We start from the raw sequence: 14,799 nt of genomic DNA, 5'->3' as shown, positions 1-14,799 counted from the left end.
GTCTGTGCGGTCTGCGAGGTCGGCCGGCCGGCGGCAGACTGCAGGCGTGCGCACGGTGGGGGTCGAGGAGGAGCTGCTGCTCGTCGACCCCGAGGTCGGCCGTGCCGTCGCCGTGGCGTCGCGGGTACTCGACGACGCGCGTGCCGGTCGCTCGGTCGACCTGCGCGAGCGGGTCGAGGGCGAGCTGCAGGAGCAGCAGCTGGAGACCAACTCACGCCCCCAGACCGAGCTCGGCGAGCTGCTCGCCGACCTCGCGGACCTGCGACAGCGCGCGGACGCCCTGGCGCGCACCGTGGGGGCGCGGACCGCCGCCCTCGGGACCGCGCCCACGCCGACGACGCCGATCACCACCCCCAAGGAGCGCTACCGGCGGATGGCCCGGGTCTACGGCCCGGTCCAGGACGTGCAGCTGGTCTGCGGCTGCCACGTGCACGTGGGCGTCGACTCACCGGAGGAGGGGGTCGCAGTCCTCGACCGCATCCGCACCCGGCTGCCCGTCGTGGCCGCCCTCACCGCCAACTCGCCCTTCTGGGACGGCGACGACACCGGCTACGCGAGCTTCCGCCACCAGCTGTGGTCACGCTGGCCGAGCGCCGGCCCCATCGAGCCGCTGGGCAGCCACGCGGCGTACGAGGAGCTCGTCGCCTCGCTCAAGCGCACCGGGGCGGCGATGGACGACGGCATGCTCTACTTCGACGCCCGGCTGTCGGTCGACTACCCCACGGTCGAGGTGCGCGTGGCCGACGTCTGCCTCGACGTCCGCGACTCGGTGACCGTCGCCGGGCTGGTGCGGGCGCTGGTCGACACGGCGGCCACCGAGTGGCGCGACCACGAGCCGGACCCCACGTCGGCCGCGGTCGTCCGTGCCGGTGCCTGGCGGTCGTCGCGCTACGGCGTCGGGGACCAGCTGGTCGACCCCGCCGACGGCTCGCTGGCACCGGCGGCCGACGTCGTCTGGGCGCTGTTCGAGCAGGTCGGCCCGGCGCTGGAGCGCGCCGGTGACACCGAGGTCGTCCGCGACGGTCTGGCCCGCATCCTCGCCGGGGGAACCGGGGCCGACCGGCAGCGCGCCGCCGCCCGGGCTGCGGACGGCGACCTGCGCGCGGTCGTGGCGGCAGCCGCGGAGGCGACGAACCGGGACCCGGCGGCCCAGGACTCCCAGGACTCCCAGGACTCCTAGGAGTCCTCGGGCTCCGGCGGGTCCTGCGCGCCCTCGCGCTCGTCACGCGCTGCCCACTCCAGCAGCGGGTCGATCTCGAACACGGCGTCGTCGATGCCGGCGTGCAGGTCGCCCTTCTCGGCGTAGCGGGCAGGGACGGTCGCGATCGTGAAGTCGTCGGGCTCGACGTCGTCGACCTCGTCCCAGGCGATGGGGGTCGACACCGTGCCGATCGCGTTGCCGCGCACGGAGTATGCCGCGGCGATGGTGTGGTCGCGCGCGTTCTGGTTGTAGTCGACGAACAGGTCGGCGGGGTCGCGGTCCTTGCGCCACCACGTCGTCGTCACGTCGTCGGGGGCCCGGCGCTCGACCTCCCGCGCGAAGGCCAGCGCCGCCCGGCGGACGTCCTTGAACCCCCACTCCGGCTTGATCCGGACGTAGACGTGCATTCCCGAGCCGCCACTGGTCTTCGGCCAGCCGACCGCGCCGAGCTCGTCGAGGACCTCGTGCGCCACGTGGGCGACGCGCTGCACCCGGTCCCAGGGGCAGTCCGGTCCGGGGTCGAGGTCGATCCGCCACTCGTCCGGCTTCTCCACGTCGGCGCGGCGGCTGTTCCACGGGTGGAACTCCACCGTCGACATCTGCACCGCCCAGACGACCTGCGCCAGCTCGGTGACGCACAGCTCGTCGGCCGTCCGGTTCCAGCGCGGGAAGGTGAGGCGGACGGTCTCGACCCACGGTGGCGCGCCCTGCGGGATCCGCTTCTGGTGCACCTTGTCGCCCCCACCGACCCCCTTGGGGAACCGGTGCAGCATGCACGGCCGCTCGCGCAGCGCGTTGACGATCCCGTCGCCGACCGACAGGTAGTAGTTGACGAGGTCGAGCTTGGTCTCGCCGCGGGCCGGGAAGTAGACGCGGTCGGGGTTGCTGATCCGCACCTCGCGGTCGCCCACCTCGACCTCGACGGCGGGGGAGCTCGCCTTGGCTGCCATGCGCCCACGCTAGAGGAGGTGTGCCGCAGGGGCATGCACGCGGCATACCGCACCATTGCGGGCAGGCGACCCCGGGCGCCCACGGCCACCGTGCACCGCACCCCCCGGCACCCCTGTCAGGGCCGCGGAGTGCAGGCCTATGCTCGCCCCATGCTCGAGCAGAAGCGCGTCCTCGCCACGTCGATCCCCGGTCCGAAGAGCCAGGCCCTCCAGCAGCGCAAGACGGCTGCGGTGTCGGCCGGTGTGGGCACGGGCCTGCCGGTCTACGTCGAGCAGGCCAGCGGGGGCATCCTGCGCGACGTCGACGGCAACCAGCTCATCGACTTCGGCTCGGGCATCGCCGTCACCACCGTCGGCAACGGCAACCCGCGGGTGGTGGAGGCGGTGCAGAAGCAGATCGCCGACTTCACCCACACCTGCTTCATGGTGACGCCGTACGAGGAGTACGTCCTCGTCGCCGAGGCGCTCGCCGAGCTCACCCCCGGCGACCACGAGAAGCGCTCGGCCCTCTTCAACTCCGGCTCCGAGGCCGTCGAGAACGCCGTCAAGGTGGCCCGCCACTTCACCGGCCGCCAGGCCGTCGTCGCCTTCGACCACGCCTACCACGGCCGCACCAACCTGACGATGGCGCTGACCGCGAAGAGCATGCCGTACAAGCACCGCTTCGGGCCGTTCGCCTCCGAGGTCTACCGCGTGCCGATGGCCTACCCCTACCGCTGGCCCACCGGGCCCGAGGCGTGCGCGGAGGAGGCGTTCGAGACGTTCACGTCGATGGTGCACGCCCAGGTCGGCGAGTCCAACACCGCCGCCGTCATCCTCGAGCCGATCCAGGGCGAGGGCGGGTTCATCGTGCCGGCGCCGGGCTTCGTGAAGATGGTCGCCGACTGGTGCCGTGACAACGAGATCCTCTTCATCGCCGACGAGGTCCAGTCCGGCTTCTGCCGCACCGGCGACTGGTTCGCCTCCGAGCACGAGGGCGTGGTGCCCGACCTCGTCACCACCGCCAAGGGCATCGCCGGCGGTATGCCGCTGGCCGCCCTCACGGGGCGCGCGGACGTCATGGACGCCATCCACACCGGTGGCCTCGGCGGCACCTACGGCGGCAACCCGGTGGCCTGTGCCGCGGCGCTGGCGTCGATCGAGACGATGAAGGCCGACGACCTGTGCGGCCGGGCTCGCGAGGTCGAGGCGCTCTTCCGCCCGCGGCTCGAGGCGCTCGCGAACAAGCACGGTGTCATCGGCGACATCCGCGGTCGTGGCGCGATGCTCGCGATCGAGCTCGTCTCCGACCTGGAGAAGAAGACGCCCGACGCCGACCTCGCGGGCCGGGTCAACAAGGCCTGCCACGAGCGCGGCCTGGTCACCCTGACCTGCGGCACGTTCGGCAACGTGTTCCGTTTCCTGCCGCCGCTGTCGTCCTCGGACGAGCTGCTGTCGGAGGGCCTGGACGTGCTCGAGGAGGCGTTCGCCGCGTCGGTCTGACCCAGCGCCGGTCCGACCCGGCGCCGGCGAGGCGCCGGTCTGACTCGGGGTCGGCCTGACCCAGCGCCGGCCCGGCGCGGGTCGGGTGGACACGGGTCCGGGCGGACACGGGCGAGTGGTGGGCCCGGCTGGTTGGATGGACGGGTGCCCGAGCTGGTCGAGCCCGACACCCGGTTCCACGCCTCGTTCCTGCGGGCGATGGCGGGCTTCACCGCGGAGGGTCGCGGGTCGGTCGACGACGACTCGATGATCGGGCGCGACCTGCGCACGTGGGCGGCGAGCTGGGACGAGCCGGGCGCCTTCGCGGCATACGTCGACGAGCTCCGGGCCCAGGCGCTCGCGGACACCCCGCGCCCCGCCTACATGGTGCCGTCGACCACGCTGTGGTGGGTCGAGGGCGAGGAGTGGCTGGGGCGGATCCAGCTGCGGCAACGGCTCAACGAGCGGCTGCTCGCCGGTGGCGGCCACATCGGCTACGACGTGGCCCCCGAGCACCGCCGCCGGGGGCACGCGACGGCCATGCTGCGGGCGATGCTCGCCATCGCGCGGACGCGCCATGGCATCGTCTCGGCGCTGGTCACCTGCGACCCGGACAACGTCGCGTCCCGCCGGGTCATCGAGGCGTGCGGAGGCGTCCTCGAGGACGAGCGGGACGGCAAGCTCCGCTTCTGGGTGCCGACGCAGGCCTGACGGCTCCCACGCGTGGCGGACGAGAGGTTCGTCACCCGTTCACGCCCGGGACGCGTGTCGGATTCGGAACCGACCCCGTGCTCCTGTTACAAAAGGGGAGACCCGGCCAAGTATGAGTTGGCCGGGTCTCGTGTCCCCCGAGGGGGACTGGCCTCCCGAAGGAGGTCCGCCGATCGTGCACCCCCGCCGGCTCCCCGCGCAAGGGCCCGACGTCCGTCCCCCCGGGTTTGGGTGCCGGAAGGGTCGGATTTCCGTCCGCCTGGGCACCCAAAGCCGGAGCCGGAGGTGTGAGCTTCGTCAGCGGGGCGGCATGCGCAGGGCACCGTCGAGGCGGATGACCTCGCCGTTGAGCATCGGGTTGTCCACGACGTGCCGCACCAGGCTGGCGTACTCGGCCGGCTGGCCCAGCCGCGACGGGTGCGGCACCTGCGCCTCGAGGACGGCCGTGGCCTCCTCGGGCAGCCCTGCCAGCATGGGCGTCATGAACGTCCCCGGCGCGACGGTCATGACCCGGATCGCCTTGTCCGCGAGGTCGCGGGCGGCGCTCAGGGTGAGGCCGACGACGCCGCCCTTGCTCGCGGCATACGCGGCCTGGCCGATCTGGCCGTCGTAGGCGGCGATCGACGCGGTCATGACGACGACGCCACGGTCGCCGTCGACCGGCTCGTTCTCGAGCATCGCGGCGGCGGCGAGGCGCAGGACGTTGAAGGTCCCGACGAGGTTGATGGAGACGACGTCGGCGAAGGTCTGCAGCGGCAGCGGGCCCTTGCGGCCGACGACGCGGCCGGGGGTGCCGACGCCGGCGCAGTTGACGACGATGCGCAGGGTGCCGAGCTCGCGCGCGGAGTCGACGGCGGCCTGCACCTGCGCCTCGTCACGGACATCGGCGGCGGCGAACCGCGCGCGGTCGCCGAGCTCGGCGGCCAGGGCCTCGCCGTTGGACGACGGGAGGTCGACCACGACGACGGCGGCCCCGTCGGCGTGCAGCCGTCGGACGGTGGCCTCGCCGAGGCCGGAGGCGCCGCCGGTGACGAGGGCGACGGTGTTCTCGGTGATCTGCACGGGCTCTCAGCCTCTCTTGGGCGTGTTCTGGAGCAGCTGGCGGCTGATGACGAGCCGCTGGATCTGGTTGGTGCCCTCGAAGATCTGGGTCACCTTGGCCTCCCGCATGTACCGCTCGAGCGGGAAGTCCTGGGTGTAGCCGGCGCCGCCGAGGACCTGCACCGCGTCGGTCGTGACGCGCATGGCGTTGTCGGTGGCGACGAGCTTGGCGACGGCCGCCTCCTTGGAGAACGCGCGGCCGGCGTCGCGCAGCCGGGCGGCGTGCAGGTAGGCCGCGCGGGCGCTCGTGACCGCCGCCTCCATGTCGGCGAGCAGGAACGCCAGCCCCTGGAAGTCGCCGATCGGGTGGCCGAACTGCTCGCGCTCCTTGGCGTACGCGACCGCGTGGTCGAGGGCCGCCTGCGCGAGACCCGTTGCGGCGGCGGCGATCCCGAGCCTGCCGGAGTCCAGGGCGGACAGGGCGATGGCCATGCCCTGGCCGGGCTCGCCGACCAGCCGGTCCGCGTCGACCTCGACCCCGTCGAAGTGCACCTCGCTGACCGGGTCGCAGTGCAGGCCCATCTTCCTCTCGGGGGTGCCGAACGACAGGCCCTCGGCGTCGCCGGGCACGACGAGGCAGGAGAGCCCGCGGCCCCCGTCGTCGGAGGTGCGCGCGAACGTCGTGTAGAAGTCCGCGTGCCCCGCGTGGCTGATCCACGCCTTGGTGCCCTTGAGCCGGTATGCCGTGGGGCTGGCCGCGTCGTCGGGCGTCGCCCGGGTGGTCATCGAGCCGGCGTCGGAGCCGGCCGACCGCTCGGACAGGCAGTAGGCGCCGAGCTGGTCGCCGGAGAGCATGCCGGGCAGCAGGCGCTCGCGCTGCTCGTCGGTGCCGAACTGGGCGACCGGGTAGCAGGTGAGCGCGTGGACGCTGACGCCCACGGCCACCGACATCCACACCGAGGCGATCTCCTCGACGACCTGGAGGTACACCTCGTAGGGCTGGCCCCCTCCGCCGAGCTCCTCGGCATACGGCAGGGAGAGGAGGCCGGCGCGGCCGAGCACCCGGAACGCGTCCACGGGCAGCTCCGGCGCGGTGGCGGCGCGGCGCTCGGCCTCGGCCACCCGCGGGAGCAGCTCCTTGGTGCAGATCTCACGGGTGAGGTCGATGAGGTCCTGGCCCTCCTCGGTGGGCATGAGGCGCGTGGCAGGCATGAGGGAAGGGTAGTAGTAGGACGTCCAACTAAATGAATCGCGCAGGTCGCGGCGGCTGGAAGCGCGTCGCGAACGCGGACGTCGGCCGGGTGGGGGCGACGCCCTCAGGCCGGGTCGACCGGGCGCAGCTGCGGGCGCTTGGCGGTGACGGTGTCGCCCGAGGACTCCCCGCGCAGCCGGCGTTGGACCCAGGGCGCGAGGTGCGTACGGGCCCAGTCGGCGTTGGCGGCGACGGCCTCGCGGCGGCCGACCGGCTCCGGCGGGGGCAGCGGCGTCGACCAGTCCTCGCGGTCGGTCTCGTGCCCGAGTGCGGAGAGGGCGTTGAGGGCGACGCGGCGGTGTCCCTCGGCCGTCATGTGGATGCGGTCCTCGGACCAGAGCCGCCAGTCCTGCAGCGCACGCATGCCCCACTGGTTGATGACGTAGCAGCCGTGCTGCTGGGCGATGCTGAAGACGTTGGCCGAGTGGACGGCGTGACGGCCGCGCAGGTGCTTGAGGACGGGGGCGCCGACGGGGTCGGTGGGGGTGGCGAGCAGGACGTCGGCCCCGGTCGCCCGGATGCGCACGACCGCGGCCTCGAGCTGCCCGGCGATCGCGTCGAGGTCCGCGCGCGGGCGCAGGATGTCGTTGCCGCCCCCGACCATCGAGACGAGGTCGGGCCCGAGGGCCAGTGCCGCGTCGAGCTGCGGTCCGACGACGTCGGCGAGCAAGCGTCCGCGCACGGCCAGGTTGGCGTAGGTGAGGTCGCCGTCCGCGAGCTCGGACAGGTGCCGGGCGAGGCGGTCGGCCCAGCCGACGTACCGGTCGGGGTGGTCGGGGTCGGCGTCACTCATGCCCTCGGTGAAGGAGTCGCCGATCGCGACGTAGCGGTGCCACACCTTGCCCCGCTCGGGCAGGTGGGTCTGGTCGGCGCGGTCGATGGCGTCGTCGCTCACGGGAGGCTCCAGTCGATCGGGTCGGCGCCCTGCCGGGCCAGCAGCTCGTTGGCCCGGCTGAACGGGCGCGAGCCGAAGAACCCGGAGTGGGCCGACAGCGGTGAGGGGTGGGCGCTCTCGACGCACGGGGTGCCGCCGAGGTGCGGGACGAGGTTGCGGGCGTCGCGGCCCCAGAGGATCGCGACGAGCGGGCCGCCGCGCTCGACGAGGGCGGTGATGGCGGCCGCGGTGACCGCCTCCCAGCCCTTGCCGCGGTGGCTGGCCGGCTTGCCGGGCCTGACCGTGAGCACCCTGTTGAGCAGCAGCACGCCGCGGTCGGCCCACGGGGACAGGTCACCCGTCGTGGGGGCCGGGACGCCCAGGTCGGCCTGCAGCTCCTTGTAGATGTTGACCAGCGACCGTGGGATGGGCTGGACGTCGGGCGCGACCGAGAACGACAGCCCCACGGCGTGGCCTGGCGTCGGGTAGGGGTCCTGACCGACGATGAGCACGCGCACCGCGTCGAGCGGCTGCTCGAACGCGCGCATCACGTGCCCGCCCGCCGGCAGGTAGCCGTGCCCCGCGGCGACCTCCTGGCGCAGGAACTCGCCGAGCTCACCGACGGTCCCGGCGACGGGCTCCAGCGCCGCCGCCCACGAGGGGTGGACGAGCTCGGTGAGGGGAGCGGGCGGCATACCGGCAACCTAGCCCGGCGCCGAGGGCAGCACGCACCGGGCCCCTGGAGGTCCGCAGTCCCTCAGTGGAAGATCGCGGCCAGGTCGTCGAGCCGGCCCGGCACGAGGTGGAACCACGCCCACGCGCCACGGCGCTCGCGGGTGAGCAGGCCGGCCTCGGTGAGCACCCGCAGGTGGTGGCTGACCGTGGGCTGGCTGAGGCCGACGGCGGGCACGAGGTCACGCACGCAGGCCTCCTGGTCCTTGGCCGCGCGGATGATCGACAGCAGCCGCAGCCGGGCGGGGTCGGCCACGGCCTTGAGCAGCCGCGCGGTCTCTTCCGCCTCGGCGGCGTCCCACGGCTCGCCGGTCGCCAGGGTCGCGCTCACGGGATCGATGCTAGTCGATGGGGGCGGCGGGCCGGAGGCGTCGCGCGAGGCGCGCCCGTCGCCGGCTCACCCGCGACCAGACGACCTGCTGCAGGGCGAGGGCCACCCAGCCCGCGAGGGCCATGCCGGTCAGGTTGACGACGAGCTGCAGCGCGCTGCCCCGCACCTCGTGCCACGCGCCGAACGCGAGCCCGAGCCCGATGTTGCCCGCGGCCGGGATGGTCGTCACGGACACGAACACGCCCGTCAGGCCCCCGACGCGCGACGACGTCATCGAGAGCACGCCGGCCGCGGCGGCGACGACCGCGACGAAGAACGACCACTGGTCCGGCCGGTAGATGAACGCCGTCGCGGGTCGTGAGCCGGTGAGGTCGTCCCCGGTCACCCACCCGAGCGCCCCGGCCGCGAGCCCCGCGAGGAAGGTCACCGCGATGGCCGTCGCGAACCCCAGCACCAGGGCCCGGACGGCGCGGCGCAGCAGCCCGTACCTCCGGCGCACGAGCGCCAGCCCGAGCGCGGCGATGGGCCCGAACTCGGGGCCCAGGATCATCGCCCCCACGACGAGGACGGGGGAGTCGAGCACGATGGCGACCCCGGCGATGAGGGTCGCCAGCACCATGAAGGACATGAACGTCCAGTTCGTCTCGGAGTCCTCGATGGCCCGCTGGGTCACCTGGAGCCAGACGACCGAGTCGGCGCCGCTGCCGGGGGCCAGCCGCTCCGCCTCGAGGCCGGGACGGGACAGCCACGAGGTGACGGGCTCGACGTGGATGGTGCCGTCGTCCTGCACGCCGAGGGTGCGGAGCCGGTCGATGACGTCGTTGGCCGCCTCGCGCGCGACGTCGGCGAAGAGCAGGTCCCCGGACGGCTTGATCGACGCGCCGCGGACCGCGGCCACGCTGCTCACTGCCGGGTCCTCGGTCAGCACCTGCAGGACGTCGTCGGCCAGCTCGGTCCTGACCGAGATCCGCAGCTGCAGCATGGCGTCAGTGTGCCGCAGCCTAGGCTCGGGACCGTGACTCCGCGCTGGCCCGTCGTCCTCTTCGACTTCGACGGCACCCTGGCCGACACCATCCCCCTCATCGTGGCGAGCTACCACCACGCGATCGGGACGCTCGGCGAGGTCGCCGACGAGGCCGAGGTCCTGTCGTGGATCGGGCGCCCGCTGCAGCCGGTGCTCGAGGAGCGCTACCCGGGCCGCGGCGCCGAGCTCACCGCCGTCTACCGCCGCTGGAACCTCGCCCACCACGACGACCTCATCCGCGACGTCCAGGGCATGCCGGAGCTGCTGGCCGAGCTGCACGACCGCGGCGCCCGCACCGGCGTCGTCTCCTCCAAGAAGGCCGAGACCGTGCGGCTCGGGCTGCGGGCCGTGGGCCTCGACGAGGTCATCGACGTGGTGGCCGGCCAGGACGAGACCGACCACCACAAGCCGCACCCCGCGCCGCTGCTGTATGCCGCGGAGCGCCTCGAGGTGTCCGTGACCGAGTGCGTCTACGTCGGCGACGCGACGGTCGACGTGCAGGCCGCCCGGGCTGCGGGGATGGGTGCCGTCGCGGTCACCTGGGGAGCCGGTGACGAGGCCGCGCTCGCGGCCGTGGGGCCGGACGCGGTCGTGGCGGACGTCGCGGGCCTGAGGGGAGCGCTGCTGGCGCCGGTCGGCGGTCGGGGCGTCGTCGGGCGGTAGGGGTCCGCCCTAGACTCGCGCCGTGCACGGCTACAGCGACAAGCAGCTCGAGGACCTCGGCGACGCGATCCTCGCCTACTCGGCGGACCGCCTCAAGCTCGAACCGGTTCCGCTCGACGGGCCGCGGACCCTGGCGGAGCTCGACGCGAAGGCCGGCCAGACGATCACCAGCGACGGCATCGGCGGGCTCGCGGCCCTGAAGCTGTTCGAGGAGGACCTCGCCCCGGCGTGCATCTCCACCGACCACCCGCGCTACCTCTCCTTCATCCCGTGCGCCCCGACCGAGGCGTCCGCGATGTTCGACCTCGTCGTCGGCGCGTCGTCGATCTACGGCGGCTCGTGGCTCGAGGGCGCCGGCGCCGTGTATGCCGAGAACCAGGCCCTGCGCTGGATCGCCGACCTCGTGGGGCTGCCGCCGGAGGCCGGTGGCGTCTTCGTGCCCGGCGGCACCATCGGCAACCTGTCGGCGCTCGTCGCCGCGCGGCACACCGCGCGGATGGATGCCGCCCAGCAGGGGCGGACCGGGGCCGGCGGGCGGCCGTGGCGCGTCGCGGCCACGCACGGCGCCCACTCCTCGATCCAGTCGGCCTGCGACGTCATGGACGCCGAGCTCGTCGGCGTGGAGGTGAACGCCGACGGCCGGCTGACCGGTGAGGCCCTGCGCGCGCAGCTCGTCGAGCACGGCCCGGAGACGTTCTTCGCCGTCGTGGCGACCGCGGGGACGACCAACTTCGGGATCGTCGACGACCTCGCCTCCGTCTCGGCCGTGTGCCGCGAGTTCGGCATCTGGTTCCACGTCGACGGTGCCTACGGCGGCGCCGGGCTCGCGGCGCCCTCGGTGCGCCACCTCTACGAGGGCATCGAGCACTGCGACTCGTTCATCGTCGACCCGCACAAGTGGCTCTTCGCGCCGTTCGACTGCTGTGCGCTGCTCTACCGCCGGCCCGCCCTGGCGCGCGCCGCGCACACCCAGCACGCGTCGTACCTCGACGTGCTGACGGCGGCGCCGGACTGGAACCCGACGGACTACTCGGTCGGGCTGACCCGCCGGGCACGTGGCCTGCCGTTCTGGTTCAGCCTCGCGACCCACGGCACCGACGCGTACCGCGACGCCGTCGAGCGGACGCTGGAGGTGACCCGGTTCGCGGCGCAGGAGATCGGGCGGCGCGACTACGTCGAGGTCGTGCGCGAGCCGGACCTGTCGGTCGTCGTGCTGCGACGGATCGGCTGGACCGCGGCGCAGTACCAGGAGTGGTCGGACCGGCTGCTCGCAGAGGAGTTCGCCTTCGTCGTGCCGACCTCGCACCTGGGCGAGACGCTCACCCGGTTCGCGATCGTGAACCCCAGGACGTCCGAGGAGGACATCGCGGCCATCCTCGACACCATGGCCTGACCGGACCACGGCCTGACCGGACCACCGCCTGCGGACCACGGCCTGAGCGGGTGATGGCCCGACCGCACTGCGCCGGTCGCCCGGGGACCTTGGCCCCTGCCGACCTCCGGCGGCGCGGCGCGAGCGTGGGGCCAGGAGGTCCCCGCCATGTCCGCACGCCACCGCAGTCACCTGTCCCACCGACCCGTCGCCGAGCGGGCCGTCCTCTCGCTCCTGCTCTTCCTCGGGATCACGGCGTCGGCCGGCGGTGCGGCCTTCGTCCTCGCGCAGGCCCTCGGGATCGACTCGTGGTTCCCGCGCCGCTGGATCGACCAGATCCCGCTCATCGACAACTGGGTCCTCCCCGGCCTGGTGCTCGGCCTCGGGTTCGGCGTGGGCTCGCTGGTCACCCGCTGGGGCATGCGGACCCGCGTCGAGTGGGGCTGGACGGGCTGGGTGCGGCGACTGACCGGGCGGCACTGGTCGTGGCTGGCGACGGTGCTGCTGGGCCTCGGGCAGGTGGTCTGGATCGGGCTCGAGCTCGTGTGGATCGAGTTCTCCTTCTTCCACGTCGTCTACGGCGCCCTCGGGCTGGCGCTCCTGCTGCTGCCGTTCACCCCGGCGATGCGCCGCGACCTCGTGCGCGGTACTGCGCCCGAGCGCCCCGGCAGCAGGCGCCGCGAGGGGCTGCCGGGGCCCGTGTGACCTGTGGGTTTGGCGGGATTCGGCGTTCCCGGGACTTGCCGCGAACGGAATGACAAGCGTGTGATTCGATCCGTATAGTTGTGCCCGCACGGACGGCACCACACGGCGATGAAGGACGAGACTCGAGAGTGAACGCGGCACACGAGCAGGACCACGCAAGCCCAGCCACGGAGCTGAGCGAGCGCGACCGCGAGATCATCGCCTTCGAGCGCCAGTGGTGGAAGTACGCCGGGGCCAAGGAGCAGGCCATCCGCGACCTGTTCGACATGAGCGCCACCCGCTACTACCAGGTGCTCAACAGCCTCATCGACTCCCCGGCGGCGCTCGAGGCCGACCCGATGCTCATCAAGCGGCTGCGCCGACTGCGCGCGTCGCGCCAGCGCGCACGCAGCGCCCGGCGGCTCGGCATCCAGCTGTAGCGCCCCCTCGGCCAGCCACGCCCGTCCCTGCGCCAGGCTGGACGGGCGTTGCTGCGTCTCGACCCTCCCCGCATTGCGCGTGTCGCGAGCGGGCCCGGCGTGCTTGACTGCCGTCCGTGGGTGAGGTGCGGATCCGCACGGCAGGGGCCGACGACGCGCTCGTCGTCGCCGCCCTCGCGCTGCAGTGCGCCATACACCGGGGCGGGACGGGGGAGCCGGGCTTCCTCGACCGGTATGCGCGGGCTTGGCTCGCCGACCTGCGCAGACTTCCCGTCTGGGTCGCCGAGGCGGGCGAGGACCACGCAGGTTTCCTCCAGGCGCGCGTGGTCGAGCCCCTGCCCGTGCCCCACGCGACACCCTCGCCGGACCTGCACGTCGAGACCTTCTTCGTCCGCCCGTCCCACCGCGGCATCGGCGTGGGGGAGCAGCTGCTGACCGAGGCGGCGCGGTGGGCCCGGGACGGCGGCTTCGCCAGTGTCCGGATGACCGCCGGGATCCACACCCGCCCGATGGTGGAGCGCGTCGGCTTCGCCGCGGACCAGGCCGCCTACCGGATGGAGCTGCAGTGAGCGACCCTGCGCCCGACGCCGCGGCAGGCCTGCGGATCGGCTCGATCGTGCTCAACGTGTCGGACGTGCCCGCGGCGATGGCCTTCTGGGCCCCGGCTCTCGGCTACCACCCCAAGTACGCGCCCGAGCCGGACTGGGTCATCCTGACCGGCCCCGGCGAGGGTCCGAACCTGTCCCTCAACGCCGGCGGCACGCGGCCCGACGAGGTCCCGCACGTGCACCTCGACCTCTACGCCCTCGACCAGTCCGCCGAGGTCGACCGGCTCGTCGGCCTCGGCGCCCGCCTGGTGGAGGACTGGCCCTACCCGCAGGACGAGGACTACGACTTCGTCGTCCTGGAGGACCCCGACGGCAACCGGTTCTGCGTCATCGACGCGAGCGGTGACTGATGCGGCCGGGGCCGACCAACACCCTCACGGACGTGCCCGGCTTCCGGGTCGGGCACTCCACGCGCACCGGCGACGGCTGGCTCACCGGCACCACGGTCGTGCTGTCGCCGGACGGCGGCGCGGTCGGCGGTGTCGACGTCCGCGGCGGGGCGCCCGGCACGCGCGAGACCGACCTGCTCGACCCGCGCAACCTCGTCGACCGGGTCGACGCCGTCGTGCTCACCGGCGGCAGCGCGTTCGGCCTCGCCGCCGCCGACGGGGTGATGCGCCGGCTGTATGCCGCGGGCCGCGGCTGGCCAATGGGCGCACCCGGGCAGGTGGTCCCGATCGTCCCGGCGGCCGTGCTCTTCGACCTCGGCCGTGGCGGCGACTTCGCCGCGGTGCCCACTGCCGAGGACGGCGTCGCGGCGTACGACGAGGCGACTGCCGGACCCGTCCGGCTCGGGTGCGTCGGCGCCGGGACGGGGGCGAGGCTCGGCGGTCTCAAGGGCGGCATCGGCTCGGCGAGTGCCGTGCTCGACGACGGCACGACGGTGGCGGCGCTGGTCGCGGTCAACGCCCTCGGAGACGCCGTCGACCCTGTGACGGGCGAGCTGCACGCCTCCCGGTGGGCGCTCGCCGACGAGTTCGCCGGGCTGGTCACCCCCGCGCCGCAGGACGTGGCGGCGGCGCGGGACCGGGCGGCCACGGCATACGCGGAACGCCCGATCCGCCCGGGCACGGCGACCACGATCGGCGTCATCGCCACGGACGCCGCGCTGACCAAGGCCCAGTGCCAGAAGGTGAGCGGGCTGGGTCATGACGGCCTCGCGCGGGCCGTCCACCCCGTGCACACGCTGCTCGACGGCGACACCCTCTTCACGCTCGCGTCCGGCGCCCGGCCCGCCCCTGACCTCGTCGGCCTGCACGCGCTCATGGTCGCGGCCGGTGACTGCGTGACGCGGGCAGTCGGGCGCGCCGTACTGGCCGCGACGACCACGACGACCGCCGAGGGGGAGCTGCGGTCCTACCGGGACGCGTTCCCGTCAGCCTTCCCCGGGACCTGACCGGGCACCTGGCGCGGCACGTGGCGGGGCGCCCCGGCGCCGCGCCCCTCCCGCCGCTG

At 73.8% G+C, this 14,799-nt stretch carries 17 protein-coding genes; 10 read left to right on the top strand and 7 right to left on the bottom strand.

Features of this window, described 5'->3' with window-relative positions; genetic code table 11:
* Nucleotides 1-46: 46 nt before the first annotated feature.
* Entirely contained in the window at nucleotides 47-1,180 is a 1,134-nt protein-coding gene (locus tag RKE38_RS06220) for a glutamate--cysteine ligase (protein WP_316006580.1), read from the top strand.
* Here the strand turns inward: RKE38_RS06220 and ligD are convergent.
* Complete coding sequence (gene ligD / locus RKE38_RS06215; protein ID WP_316006579.1) at nucleotides 1,177-2,151, bottom strand: non-homologous end-joining DNA ligase; 975 nt, start codon at nucleotides 2,149-2,151, stop codon at nucleotides 1,177-1,179. The genes RKE38_RS06220 and ligD overlap by 4 nt on opposite strands.
* A gap of 150 nt (nucleotides 2,152-2,301) precedes the next feature.
* Here ligD and gabT point away from each other — a divergent pair, with 150 nt between their 5' ends.
* Both gabT and RKE38_RS06205 read left to right on the top strand, forming a co-directional pair.
* Nucleotides 2,302-3,633 carry a 4-aminobutyrate--2-oxoglutarate transaminase gene (gene gabT, locus RKE38_RS06210; RefSeq protein WP_316006578.1) on the top strand — a complete coding sequence of 444 codons (1,332 nt, stop codon included), beginning with the start codon at nucleotides 2,302-2,304 and terminating at the stop codon, nucleotides 3,631-3,633.
* Nucleotides 3,634-3,777: 144 nt separating this feature from the next.
* Nucleotides 3,778-4,323, top strand: coding sequence for a GNAT family N-acetyltransferase (locus tag RKE38_RS06205; RefSeq protein WP_316006577.1), 546 nt, complete (start codon nucleotides 3,778-3,780; stop codon nucleotides 4,321-4,323).
* 297 nt (nucleotides 4,324-4,620) lie between these two features.
* Here RKE38_RS06205 and RKE38_RS06200 read toward each other — a convergent pair whose 3' ends face one another.
* From RKE38_RS06200 to RKE38_RS06175, 6 genes are all read right to left on the bottom strand, one after another.
* Nucleotides 4,621-5,385 (bottom strand): SDR family NAD(P)-dependent oxidoreductase, encoded by a 765-nt coding sequence (locus tag RKE38_RS06200; RefSeq protein WP_316006576.1) that lies wholly within the window; start codon nucleotides 5,383-5,385, stop codon nucleotides 4,621-4,623.
* Nucleotides 5,386-5,391: 6 nt separating this feature from the next.
* Nucleotides 5,392-6,576 (bottom strand): acyl-CoA dehydrogenase family protein, encoded by a 1,185-nt coding sequence (locus RKE38_RS06195; RefSeq protein WP_316006575.1) that lies wholly within the window; start codon nucleotides 6,574-6,576, stop codon nucleotides 5,392-5,394.
* A gap of 104 nt (nucleotides 6,577-6,680) precedes the next feature.
* Nucleotides 6,681-7,511: an SGNH/GDSL hydrolase family protein gene (locus tag RKE38_RS06190; RefSeq protein WP_316006574.1), complete on the bottom strand. Its 831-nt coding sequence runs from the start codon at nucleotides 7,509-7,511 to the stop codon at nucleotides 6,681-6,683.
* Nucleotides 7,508-8,185 (bottom strand): uracil-DNA glycosylase, encoded by a 678-nt coding sequence (locus RKE38_RS06185; protein ID WP_316006573.1) that lies wholly within the window; start codon nucleotides 8,183-8,185, stop codon nucleotides 7,508-7,510. Before RKE38_RS06185 ends, RKE38_RS06190 begins: the two co-directional genes overlap by 4 nt.
* A 62-nt stretch (nucleotides 8,186-8,247) precedes the next feature.
* On the bottom strand, nucleotides 8,248-8,553 hold the full coding sequence (locus tag RKE38_RS06180; RefSeq protein WP_316006572.1) for a metalloregulator ArsR/SmtB family transcription factor: 306 nt from the start codon (nucleotides 8,551-8,553) through the stop codon (nucleotides 8,248-8,250).
* Nucleotides 8,554-8,563: 10 nt separating this feature from the next.
* Nucleotides 8,564-9,535: a DUF389 domain-containing protein gene (locus RKE38_RS06175; RefSeq protein ID WP_316006571.1), complete on the bottom strand. Its 972-nt coding sequence runs from the start codon at nucleotides 9,533-9,535 to the stop codon at nucleotides 8,564-8,566.
* 33 nt (nucleotides 9,536-9,568) lie between these two features.
* Between RKE38_RS06175 and RKE38_RS06170 the strand changes: the two genes are divergently transcribed.
* The 7 genes from RKE38_RS06170 (at nucleotide 9,569) to RKE38_RS06140 (ending at nucleotide 14,740) form a co-directional block, all read left to right on the top strand.
* Nucleotides 9,569-10,240, top strand: coding sequence for an HAD-IA family hydrolase (locus tag RKE38_RS06170; RefSeq protein WP_316006570.1), 672 nt, complete (start codon nucleotides 9,569-9,571; stop codon nucleotides 10,238-10,240).
* Nucleotides 10,241-10,262: 22 nt separating this feature from the next.
* Nucleotides 10,263-11,633, top strand: a complete 1,371-nt coding sequence (locus RKE38_RS06165) for a pyridoxal phosphate-dependent decarboxylase family protein (RefSeq protein ID WP_316006569.1) — start codon at nucleotides 10,263-10,265, stop codon at nucleotides 11,631-11,633.
* A gap of 147 nt (nucleotides 11,634-11,780) precedes the next feature.
* Nucleotides 11,781-12,317, top strand: coding sequence for a hypothetical protein (locus tag RKE38_RS06160; protein WP_316006568.1), 537 nt, complete (start codon nucleotides 11,781-11,783; stop codon nucleotides 12,315-12,317).
* A gap of 128 nt (nucleotides 12,318-12,445) precedes the next feature.
* Nucleotides 12,446-12,736, top strand: a complete 291-nt coding sequence (locus tag RKE38_RS06155) for a DUF3263 domain-containing protein (protein ID WP_316006567.1) — start codon at nucleotides 12,446-12,448, stop codon at nucleotides 12,734-12,736.
* Between the two features lie 116 nt (nucleotides 12,737-12,852).
* On the top strand, nucleotides 12,853-13,305 hold the full coding sequence (locus RKE38_RS06150) for a GNAT family N-acetyltransferase (protein WP_316006566.1): 453 nt from the start codon (nucleotides 12,853-12,855) through the stop codon (nucleotides 13,303-13,305).
* Nucleotides 13,302-13,694 carry a VOC family protein gene (locus RKE38_RS06145; RefSeq protein WP_316006565.1) on the top strand — a complete coding sequence of 131 codons (393 nt, stop codon included), beginning with the start codon at nucleotides 13,302-13,304 and terminating at the stop codon, nucleotides 13,692-13,694. The genes RKE38_RS06150 and RKE38_RS06145 overlap by 4 nt, the downstream gene beginning before the upstream one ends.
* The gene (locus tag RKE38_RS06140; protein WP_316006564.1) at nucleotides 13,694-14,740 is read left to right on the top strand and encodes a P1 family peptidase; all 1,047 of its coding nucleotides are present in this window, start codon (nucleotides 13,694-13,696) and stop codon (nucleotides 14,738-14,740) included. Before RKE38_RS06145 ends, RKE38_RS06140 begins: the two co-directional genes overlap by 1 nt.
* Nucleotides 14,741-14,799 lie beyond the last annotated feature (59 nt).

It is taken from the genome of Phycicoccus sp. M110.8, assembly GCF_032464895.1.
Taxonomy (GTDB): Bacteria; Actinomycetota; Actinomycetes; order Actinomycetales; family Dermatophilaceae; genus Pedococcus.
Note: the sequence above shows the minus strand (reverse complement) of the source record. Positions and strands in the feature narration are given on the sequence as shown.

Bases quoted from the DNA above. Each gene is read 5' to 3' on its own strand.
- ligD (WP_316006579.1), bottom strand. From the start codon at position 2,151: ATGGCAGCCAAGGCGAGCTCCCCCGCCGTCGAGGTCGAGGTGGGCGAC.
- gabT (WP_316006578.1), top strand. From the start codon at position 2,302: ATGCTCGAGCAGAAGCGCGTCCTCGCCACGTCGATCCCCGGTCCGAAG.
- RKE38_RS06195 (WP_316006575.1), bottom strand. From the start codon at position 6,576: ATGCCTGCCACGCGCCTCATGCCCACCGAGGAGGGCCAGGACCTCATC.
- RKE38_RS06185 (WP_316006573.1), bottom strand. From the start codon at position 8,185: ATGCCGCCCGCTCCCCTCACCGAGCTCGTCCACCCCTCGTGGGCGGCG.
- RKE38_RS06175 (WP_316006571.1), bottom strand. From the start codon at position 9,535: ATGCTGCAGCTGCGGATCTCGGTCAGGACCGAGCTGGCCGACGACGTC.
- RKE38_RS06160 (WP_316006568.1), top strand. From the start codon at position 11,781: ATGTCCGCACGCCACCGCAGTCACCTGTCCCACCGACCCGTCGCCGAG.
- RKE38_RS06140 (WP_316006564.1), top strand. From the start codon at position 13,694: ATGCGGCCGGGGCCGACCAACACCCTCACGGACGTGCCCGGCTTCCGG.